We start from the raw sequence: 9,809 nt of genomic DNA on the forward strand, positions 1-9,809 counted from the left end.
TCAAAGCTTGATGACCATAGTAAGTCGGTCCCACCCCTTCCCATCCCGAACAGGACCGTGAAACGACTCTACGCCGATGATAGTGCTGCAACCAGTGTGAAAGTAGGTTATCGTCAAGCTAGTTATTCGCCAAGAAGGCCCGCTCAGTTATCTGTGCGGGCCTTTTTGCATTAGAAGAAAATTGTTGTTTTCGGTTCTGAAGGTAATATTTTTTGCATTTGGGCACTTATACTTGTGAATCCAGATTAACTCACAAGGTGTCTCAATGAAATTTTCCACAATGGGCCTGGCCCGGCGCTTTGCGCTGCTCATGGCGATTATCGTCGCCGGCTTCGCCCTGTACGGGACCTGGTCCTTTTACGTGCTCAATCAGCTCAAGGTCAATGGCCCTATCTACCAGCGTGTAGTACAGGGCAAAGACCTGATCGCCGATATCCTGCCGCCGCCCGAATACATCATTGAGTCATACCTGGTCGCCCTGCAGGCCATGAGCGCGCAGCCGGCCGAGCGCAAGGCGCTGATCGACAATCTCAAATCGTTGAAGACCGACTACGACACGCGTCACGACTTCTGGAGCAAGGAAGTGCTCGAAGACGACATCAAGGATCTGCTGCTCAACGGCGCCGATAAGCCGGCGCAGGCGTTTTACCAGACCTCCTTCACGCAGTTTGTGCCGGCGCTGGAAAAAGACGATACCGCTGCCGCCTCGGCAGCGCTGAACGACATGAAGCAGCACTACTCGGCGCACCGCGCCGCCATTAACAAGCTGGTGGAGCGTGCCACCAAGCGCAATGCCGACGATGAAGCCGACGCCAAGACAAAGATCGCCAGTTCATCCGCCATCATGCTGGTCATCCTGCTCGGCTCCGTGGGACTGACGGCCGCCGTGCTGTATGCGCTGGCGCGCAGTCTGATTGTGCAACTGGGTGGCGAGCCGCGTGACGCAGCCAAAATCGCCCGCAGCATTGCGTCGGGTGATCTCGGGGTGACGATCCACACCGCGCCGCGTGACGAGGAAAGCCTGCTGGCGGCGATGAAAGCCATGCAGGGAGGGCTGATCGATATCGTCGGCCAGATTCGCGGCGGCACCGGCACCATCGCCAGCGCATCGGTGCAGATCGCATCGGGCAACCAGGACCTGTCGGCCCGCACCGAAGCGCAGGCTGCCGCGCTGGAGCAAACCACATCGTCGGTCAAAGCGTTGGCGGACGCGGTTCAACATAATGCCGGCAACGCGCGTCAGGCGCAGCAGCTTGCGCTGTCGGCATCCGACGTTGCGGTGCGTGGCGGCGCAGTCGTGTCCAAGGTGGTGGATACCATGGGGGCGATCAACAGCTCGTCGAAGAAGATTGTCGACATCATCGCGGTCATCGACGGCATCGCCTTCCAGACCAATATCCTGGCGCTGAACGCGGCGGTGGAAGCGGCGCGTGCGGGCGAGCAGGGACGCGGCTTCGCGGTAGTGGCCACCGAGGTGCGCAATCTGGCGCAGCGTTCTTCCGCTGCGGCCAAGGAGATCAAGACCCTGATCGACAATTCGGTGCAAACGGTGGATGCCGGCGCCCAGTTGGTCAACCAGGCCGGCGTGACGATGGCCGAAGTGGTGGACAGCGTGCGCCGTGTGACCGATATCATCAGCGACATCAGCGCCGCCAGCGAAGAACAGACCAGCGGCATCGCGCAAATCAGCGAAGCGATCCGCCAGCTCGATGACGTGACGCAGCAGAATGCCGCGTTGGTGGAGGAAGCCGCCGCCGCCGCCCTCAGCATGCAGGATCAGGCGCAGCATCTGGAGCAGTCGGTCAGCATCTTCAAGCTATCGGGTGCTGCTGCCGCTCCGCTGGCCCGGGCTTCGCGCCTGGCATTGCCGGCTTAAGCTAAGCGCCGCGCTGGAGGTTCAGGATAAAACTGACGCCGCCGGCGCGGTTCTGCGCCACGATGGTGCCGCCCATCTTGGCCATATAGGTCTTGGCGACGAACAGGCCTTGACCGCGATTGCCGTCGGCGCCGGACTCCGGCTGGTCCGACACGCCGTATTCAAATATCTTGTCGAGCATGTCCGCAGCAATTTGCGGCCCCTGATTGTGGATGGTGATCGTGGCGCCGGTATCGCCGGCTTCCAGCGTGATGTCGATCGGCGTGTCCGGATGACGGTAGCGCTGGGCGTTGCGCAGCACATGCGTGACCACGTCTTCCAGCGAATATTCATCCGCGCGCGCGCTCACCGTTTCCTCCGGTCCGTGAAACAGCACATTCTCTATCCCTACACACGACGCGTTGGCTGCAACGTGCCGCAAAAATGCTGTCAAATCGATTTCCGCCACCTGCAGTTCGGATGACTGGAACGCCTCACTCGGCGATGCGCGTCCATACAGCACGCGGATGGCCTGCTGCATGCGGTTGATGTAGCGGTGGCTTTGATCCTCCGCCGCGCCATGCAGCACCATCAGCGATTGCAGCGGCGACATGATCTCGTGACCGACCGCATGCCACATATTGCGTTCCTGCTCGGCGCGGATGTTTTCCCGCTCAACGTCTTCGCGCACACGCCGCAGCAAATCATGCAGGCCGGTCGCCAGCACGCCCAGTTCATCTTCGCCGCGCAGATCGGCCAGGCCGGCTTCCGAAAAACCGCGCGCCGCCGTCACCTGTTCCCCGACATCGTCGGCGCGTTTGACCAGCACTTTGATGCGGCGGATGATGCCGATCTCGATCACCAGCCACGCCAGCATCAGCGCCGCCAGCATGGCGCCGACGAACCACACCAGGCGGCTGGCCACCACGCTCAAACTTTTGCTGACGCTGCGCACATCTCCCTTCAGCAGCACCTCGTAGCTGCCGGCCGGCGTGGCGATGATTTCTTTCGCGCTCAATGGCACATCGTAGGCATCCACCGGCAGACGGCGGATCAGCGCGGTAACGAAGTTCCAGCTCTGCTCTTCCGGATCGATGGGCGCCACCAGCAGCGGTAACTGAACGCCGTCGCTGAGGCGTTTGATTTGCAGGCTCTCGCCCTGTAGCAGCATCGGCTTCAGGTCAGTCAGCGAAAACGGCGGCGCGGCCGGGCCGGTGCCGCTGTCCAGCAGCGGTGCGCCATCGCCCGGCGAGAACACGGCGATGCTGACGTTGATACGATCCAGATCGGCGGGCGGCCACTCGGGGCGGCGCTTGTCAAACAAGGCTTCCTGCAGCGCGGTGATGGGCAGACGCAGGGAGAAGAAGGCGCTGCGCGCGCAGCTAGGGTCATCATCGGCGAGATCAGGGCGATTACAGCGAGGGTTTTGCCAGATCCAGCCGCGGAAGTCCTTGACCACCGGCGCCTTGCCGCGCGCGACATCGGCGGCGGTGAAGCCGGTCAGCCGTCCGCGCATGCCACCATAGCGATGGCCGGGTGTCTGCGGTGCGCTGCTTTCCTCAAAGGGCGCGATCCATTCGTCGGTCTGGTCGCGCAGTGTGACCTTGACCTTTACGCGGTGGGCGTAGTCAACTACCTGATCGCCACGTATATGCGGCACCAACTGCGCGCCATCGAAGCTGCCGGCGACGTAGATGAAGCCACCGGCCCACGGGTTGTTGCCTATGCCAACGCACAGCGAGCCGTTGTTACCGTACTGCGCCAGGCAGCCGGACATCGCCACCGCCTGCTGCACCTTTTGCAGATCGTCGAAGTCCAGCGCGGCGAAGGGCAGCAGCAGCGGATGTAGCGCGCCGCCGCTGGCCATCGGCTGTGGATTGAGCAGCGCCAGTTGGCCGGTGGGATGGCGCAGCGTGGCCGCGATCTGTACCCGCGTTTTCTGGAAGCTGCCCTCGTAATTCTTGTAACTGAGCTGTTTTTCCTGCTGCAGTACCGACAGCGCCAGGCCCACCGTCGCCGCCATCAGGAACGCGAAGGCGGCGCGCAGCAGCAGCCGCGCGCGATACGGAACGATGCTGAGCCGGCGCCAGTTCATTCCGTGTCAGTCCAGCGGAAGCCGCGCATCGGTACGTTCTCGATGCAGGCGAAGCCGGGATCGATTTCGCGGAAGGCGTCGCGGATGGTGCTGACGTGTTTTCGGATGTTGTCGCGATTGCGGCCACTCTTCACCACATCGAACAACTCGTCGTAGGAGACGACCTGCCCGCGCTTGGCGAACAGCGCCGCCAGGATGCGCTGCGCCGTCAGTGGCAGGTTGATACGGTGGCCGCGCCACATCGGTGTGCGTTGGCGCAGCGGGTCCATGCTCAGTTCCGCCGTACTGGCAGCCGGCGCCTGGGCCGGCACGGCGCGCAGGATTTCGAGGAAGGTCTCGACGAAATCGGCTTCCTCGAATGTGGCTTTCTGCAGATAGTCCCAGGCGTCCAGCGCCTTCATGATGCTGCGGTAGATGGTGGCCGGCATGGCCGATACCACCAGCACCGGCGTGGCATGTCGTTTATTGATGGCGTTGATGATGGCGACGCCGGCGTGCCGTTCGCGTCCCAGCTCGATATCGAGCACCACCAGGTCGTAGCGTTCGCGGGCGATGGCCGCTTCGGCGTCGTCGCGGCTGAACCATTGATCGACCACGATGCCGGGCCGCGCGGACTCTATCCAGGCCCGCAGCTGGTTGCTGGTGGGCTGATCGTCCTCGATAACGGCGACTTTGGCCATGCTGCGCTCCACATTCTGTCAATGGAGCGAGTATCCACGCTTTTGAGCAAAAAGTCACAAGCGCGCTGTGAGGATTTCCTCACACGGTCGGAAGAGAGACGGACGGCGGCCGCGTTGATACTTCCGTATCATCAGGCGCACCATGCTGTTCAGGGATAGGCCCGGAACTCAACGAAAGGTGAACATCATGGCAGAGCGGATCAAACGGATGGTGCAGGCGGTGCGGACGGCGTTCAGTGGCGCCGGCGGCATGGCGCTGAAGGGCGTGCGGCGCAACGGCACGCTGCTGGTGTCGGCGGCGCTGGCCGCTGGCGCCATCTACGGTCTGGTGATGCATCCGCCGCTGGCCAAGCTGGCACCGGGGAATGTCGGTATCCGCACCAACCAGCTTACCGGGACATCGGTGACGGTGCGCGATGGCGCGGTGTTCATGATGCCGGGTGTGCATGTGCTGCGCCAGGTATCGCTGCTGGATCAGGTGTATCGCCCGGCGCGTGCGGACAAGGCGCCATTCCAGTCGGTGGAGGGCCTGGCGCTGGGCGTGGATATGTCGGTGCGCTATGCGCTCGATCCGGCGCGGGTGGTGGCGATGACGCAATCGCTGCCGCCGGATATCAACGGCGCCATCGTGGAGCCGGCGGTGCAGGGCGTGATCTACAAAGTGTTCACGCGTTACACGGTGCGCGAGATTTATTCGTCCAGGCGCGCCGAGATCCAGAAGGAAATCGAAACGGAGCTGAAGCCAAAACTGGCGGCCGATGGCGTGACGCTGCGAGGCATCACCATCGGCAAGATCACGCTGCCGGAAGAATACCAGGCAGGCATGGAGAAGCTGCTGGCCGAGGAACTGGAAACCGAGAAGATGCGCTACACGTTGGAGTTGAAGGAGAAGCAGGTGAAACAGAGCGCACTGGAGGCGGATGCGGAGAAAGTGCGCCGCGAGAAGGCTGCGGAAGCCGCCGGCAATGAGCAGATCATCGCGGCGCGTGCGCAGGAACAGGCGATGGCGCATGTTCTGCCGTTCAAGCAAAAGCAGATCGAGCAGCGCAGGCTGGAGGCGGAAGCGGAGAAGGAGGCGCGCATCAAGACCTCGGAGGGCACGGCGCAGGCGCGTGTGATCGAAGCATCCGGCGAGGCCGATGCGCGTCGCAAGCTGGCGGAGGCGGAGGCCTATCGCCACGAGGTGGTCGGCAAGGTGGAGGTGGCGCAGATGGAGCGCGAGGGGGAGCTGTTGACGCGTAATCCGCTGCTGATCCAGAAAACGATGGCGGACAAACTGTCGGATAAGGTGTCGGTGATTATCGCGCCGCCGCCGGCGGATGGCGGCTTTGTTGGTTCCGCCCTGTTGGGCAAGCAGCCGCGCGTGGCGGCGGAGGTACGGTAATGATGGCGATGACAATAATGGCGGCGGCCCTGACGCTGGCGATCGTGACGCAGGACCAGACGGCACTGCGCGCGACGCCCAAGGACTCGGCGCAGCAGCAGGCGGTCCTGTGGCAGGGCGATAGTCTGGAGATACGCGGCGAGAGAAGCAGGACTTTTTACAAGTCTACGATTATCGCCGCGAGCGTGCCGGCTATATCCGTGCGGCGCAGGTGCGCAAGGTATCGCTGGAGGCGGCGGACGCGCCGGAGCTGCTGTCGGTGGTGCGCTTCCTGCGCGATACGCCGGGTGCGGAGTCGCTGGGCATCAGCTATGCGGCGGCTTATCTGAAGGCGGCACCGGCGGCGTCGATCACTGCGGAGCCGTTCGACGCGCTGGGGACGATGGCGGACCGGCTGGCGCGGCGCGCCTCGGCAAAGCAGGGCAAGCAAGGGGATGCGGTGATCGCGGCGCATCTGGAGGCGGTGGCGCATTACGGCGTCGGCATCCGCAGCTTTGAGCGCGAAGGCCGCATGCAGTTGTGCTATGACGGCGAGGCGTTCCGCCGTGTGCTGGCGATGGCGTCGGCTCAGCCGCAACAGCGTGCTGCCGCTGCACTGGGATTGACGCGGCAGGAGTGCATCGATCCCGCGCTGGGGCCGGGCGCGCGGGCGGCGCTCGATGACTGGCGCGGACAGGTGCTGGAACGTCTTGAGTTGAAGGATCTGCCGGGACATGTGAAGAACCGCGTGACCATGCGGCGGGCGATGGTGTGGTCGTCGGTGGCGTTTGAGCGGGCGCGCAAAGGGCAGTCTTTCAGCGAAGCAGGGCAGCGGGCGCTGGATGAGCTGGGGATGGTGGAGCCGGCCGACCTGACCGAGGACGATGCGGCCGCCTACGCCGAGGCGGGCGTGCGCGTGGGCAGCGCACGCTGGGCGGGGGAGGTGGCGTCTGGCGACGCGGTAGCCGGCGGTGGATTGCGCGTGGTGACGGTGGCGGGGCAGCCGGGTGAAACCTGCGTGCTGCTGGTCGATGACAAGCACGATCAGCAGCATGCGCTGGCGCGCCGTTGCAGTTATGGCGTGGTGTGGCCGGCCTCGGCGCGGGGCAATGCGCAGGGTAGCGCGCTGGCGTTGGCGGTGCAGCCGATCGACGGCTGGCGCGAGATGTGGCTGTTCCATCAGACCCGCGACGGCTGGCTGGTCGATGTGCTGCCCCCGGCCGCCGCCGATCCGGACCTGGGCTATGCGGAATTCGCCGGCTGGGTGCCAGGCACGCAGAACATGCTGGTGGCGCGCGAAGCGCGCGTCGATGGCCGCTTCAAGCGCAGCTTTGAGCTGGTGGACATCAATACCCTGGCCACGCTGAAGTCGGCCGACAAGCCATCTTCCCTCAGCCTGTTCTACCGCTGGCAAGACCCGGCCTGGAAGCGCCAGACCGTCGCCCTGCGCTAGAACGGATAGCGCGCGCTGGCGCCCAGCAGCCAGTTGCGTTGCGGCGCCGCTTCGTAATAGCGCTTGTTGGTGTCGCCGACGATGACCGAGCCGACGTAGTTTTTATCGAGCAGATTATTCAGCCGCGCGAACTGTTTGAAACGCCAGCCACGCCACTGCTGGCTGGCGTTGACGCGCACATTCAATACACCGTATCCCGGCGCCGGCTGTTCCACGTTGTTGTCCTCGACGTAGATCTTGCCGGCGGCGACCGCCTCCAGTGCGGCGCCAAAGCGGCCGGCGCTTTCCTTCCATGCCAGCTCGCCGTACAGGTTCGCGTTCGGCACGCCGGGCAGGCGGTTGCCCTGGTCGTAGACCGCGCGTAGCGTGGTGAGCGCCAGCCGCGTGCTGAGTCCATGGCGCCACGATGAGTCGAGCGACAGCTCCAGCCCCTGGCGCAAGGTGTTGCCGCCGTTGCGGTAGCTGGTGCGGCCGCCGCTGGAGGCATCGACCACCAGTTCATCGGAGGTCTTCACCTGGAAGATGGCAGCATTGATGCGCGAGCCGGCGTCCAGCTTCGCCTTGACGCCGGCTTCCACGTGCGTGCTAAGCGCCGGCTGCAAGCGGAAATTGAAGCCGCCGCCCGCGCCGGAGTAGAACAGTTCATTGAGCGTCGGCGTTTCAAAGCCGCGCGCCGCGCTGGCGTAGACATTCAGCTGCGGTGATACGCGATACAACACGCCCAGCACCGGCGTGGTATGGCTGTAGTTGAGCGAGCCGCTGTCATTGCCGTTGCCGAGGAAGTGGTCGTCGACCGAGATCTTTACCTGGCTGTGACGCAGGCCCGCGCTAAGCTGCCATGCGCCGGCGTCCCATTCGGTTTGCAGATAGGGATCGAGGTTGCTGACCGTATCGTCTTCGTCGCGGCGCAGGGCGCCTTTCACGCCGAAGGTGGCGCCGTCGAAGTTTTCATAGCCCTGGCGCGCGTCGTTGGAGCGGCCATATTCGACGCCGGCGGTGGTGTTCAGCTTGCCGCCGGCCAGTGGAGCGACGTGCGACCAGTTGATATCCGTACCGGAGAAGTCGCGCGCAAAATCGACCACGCCGCCCGAGTGCGCAGGCGGCGCCTGGAAGGCTTTCGAGAATGCCTGGTACTGAATCACTTCGCGGTTGCCGCCGTAGGCGGTCACGCGCAGGCGGTCGTCGCCGAAGCGCTGCTCCCAGGTGGCGCCGACCTGTTTGTGATCGATGCTCTTGCGCGTGTTGTAGCGGTCGGCCAGCGTGCGCTTCGGCGATTGCGTATCGGCGTTGTCGATTTCGCCGGCGCGCGGGTCGCGCTGGTAGGTGGCCCAGGTGACGCCCAGCGCATCCTGCGTGTCGTTCTGGCGCAAGGCGTTGGCGACGATGTTCAGTGTTGCGCCGGCTATGGGTGTCAGTGTCAGTTTGGCGTAGGCCTGGTCGCGGGTGGCGGCGCTGTGGGCGCGGTAGCCGTCGGTGTCGAAGCGCGACGCATCGAGCACATAGCTGATCGCTCCCTGCTTGCCCTGGGCGTTGAGGTCCGTCTTGCGCGTGCCATAGCTGCCGCCGGACATATTCAGTTCGACGGACGGCGCGCCTTCGCCTTCTTTGGTGAATAGCTGGATCACGCCGCCGGCATGGTTGCCGTAGATTGCCGAGTAGGGCCCGCGCAGCACTTCGATGCGCTCGGCCATGTCCAGGTTGAAGGTGGCGGCCTGGCCCTGGCCGTCCGGCATGCTGGCGGGGATACCGTCCGTGATCAGATGCACGCCGCGCACGCCAAAGGCGGAGCGGGCGCCAAAGCCGCGCGATGAGATCTGCAAATCCTGCGCGTAGTTCTGGCGGTTCTGCACCACCAGCCCGGGCACGGCCGCGAGCGCCTCTGAAGCGTTGGTGCGCAGATTGCTGTCGTCGACAGTGACCGCGTTTATAGAAGCGGGGATGTCGAAGCTGGCGTGTTCGGTACGCGTGGCAGTGACGACCACGACAGGCACTTCGATGGCGGCGGCAAACAGGACGGTGGCGAACAAGATGGTTTCCCGGGAAACGATGAAAACGAAATATAACAAAGCCCTTGCCAGACCAGCGCCGGCTTGTTATGATTCTGTCCCTCGCGAAACGCTGCATGCAAATGCAGAGTGAAGCGAGAAAAAAGAAGGTTGACGAAATGCTGCAAACGCTTCATACTCTTCCTTCTTCGCTGACGAACAAAACGCTTCTTCAGCTAGCAACACAGAATGATCTTTAAAAATTAACAGTCGATAAGTGTGGGCATTTGGTGCTGCAACAAAAAGCATTAAATGCTCAACAAAGAAATATTCAGTAGAAATACTGTCAGTATTTTTGAGAAGAGCGAACCAGTGACC

Annotated in this window: 6 protein-coding genes, 1 rRNA gene and 1 pseudogene; 4 read left to right on the plus strand and 4 right to left on the minus strand. The window is 63.4% G+C overall.

Annotation, left to right across the window (positions count from 1 at the left end; genetic code table 11):
* The first annotated feature begins 6 nt into the window (after positions 1–6).
* Both rrf and GTP44_RS26280 read left to right on the plus strand, forming a co-directional pair.
* Positions 7–119 (plus strand): 5S ribosomal RNA (rrf, locus tag GTP44_RS26275).
* Positions 120–265: 146 nt separating this feature from the next.
* On the plus strand, positions 266–1,876 hold the full coding sequence (locus tag GTP44_RS26280; protein ID WP_161021728.1) for a methyl-accepting chemotaxis protein: 1,611 nt from the start codon (positions 266–268) through the stop codon (positions 1,874–1,876).
* A gap of 1 nt (position 1,877) precedes the next feature.
* On the opposite strand, the gene GTP44_RS26285 is transcribed toward GTP44_RS26280, so the two are convergent.
* Together GTP44_RS26285 and GTP44_RS26290 are read right to left on the minus strand one after the other, a co-directional pair.
* Entirely contained in the window at positions 1,878–3,950 is a 2,073-nt protein-coding gene (locus tag GTP44_RS26285; RefSeq protein WP_161021729.1) for a sensor histidine kinase, read from the minus strand.
* Complete coding sequence (locus GTP44_RS26290) at positions 3,947–4,630, minus strand: response regulator transcription factor (RefSeq protein ID WP_161021730.1); 684 nt, start codon at positions 4,628–4,630, stop codon at positions 3,947–3,949. Before GTP44_RS26290 ends, GTP44_RS26285 begins: the two co-directional genes overlap by 4 nt.
* A gap of 187 nt (positions 4,631–4,817) precedes the next feature.
* Here GTP44_RS26290 and GTP44_RS26295 point away from each other — a divergent pair, with 187 nt between their 5' ends.
* Positions 4,818–6,014, plus strand: a complete 1,197-nt coding sequence (locus GTP44_RS26295; RefSeq protein ID WP_161021731.1) for an SPFH domain-containing protein — start codon at positions 4,818–4,820, stop codon at positions 6,012–6,014.
* An 8-nt stretch (positions 6,015–6,022) separates the two neighbouring features.
* Positions 6,023–7,446 (plus strand): annotated as a pseudogene (locus tag GTP44_RS26300) (SH3 domain-containing protein).
* Here GTP44_RS26300 and GTP44_RS26305 read toward each other — a convergent pair.
* Both GTP44_RS26305 and GTP44_RS26310 read right to left on the minus strand, forming a co-directional pair.
* A complete protein-coding gene (locus GTP44_RS26305) occupies positions 7,443–9,473 on the minus strand; it encodes a TonB-dependent receptor family protein (RefSeq protein ID WP_229257098.1) in 2,031 nt (676 codons plus the stop codon). The pseudogene GTP44_RS26300 and the gene GTP44_RS26305 overlap by 4 nt on opposite strands.
* A 66-nt stretch (positions 9,474–9,539) precedes the next feature.
* On the minus strand, positions 9,540–9,809 hold a 270-nt coding region (locus GTP44_RS26310; protein WP_161021732.1), incomplete at its 5' end, for a hypothetical protein.

The organism is Duganella lactea (assembly GCF_009857505.1).
GTDB classification, from domain to species: Bacteria; Pseudomonadota; Gammaproteobacteria; order Burkholderiales; family Burkholderiaceae_D; genus Rugamonas; species Rugamonas lactea.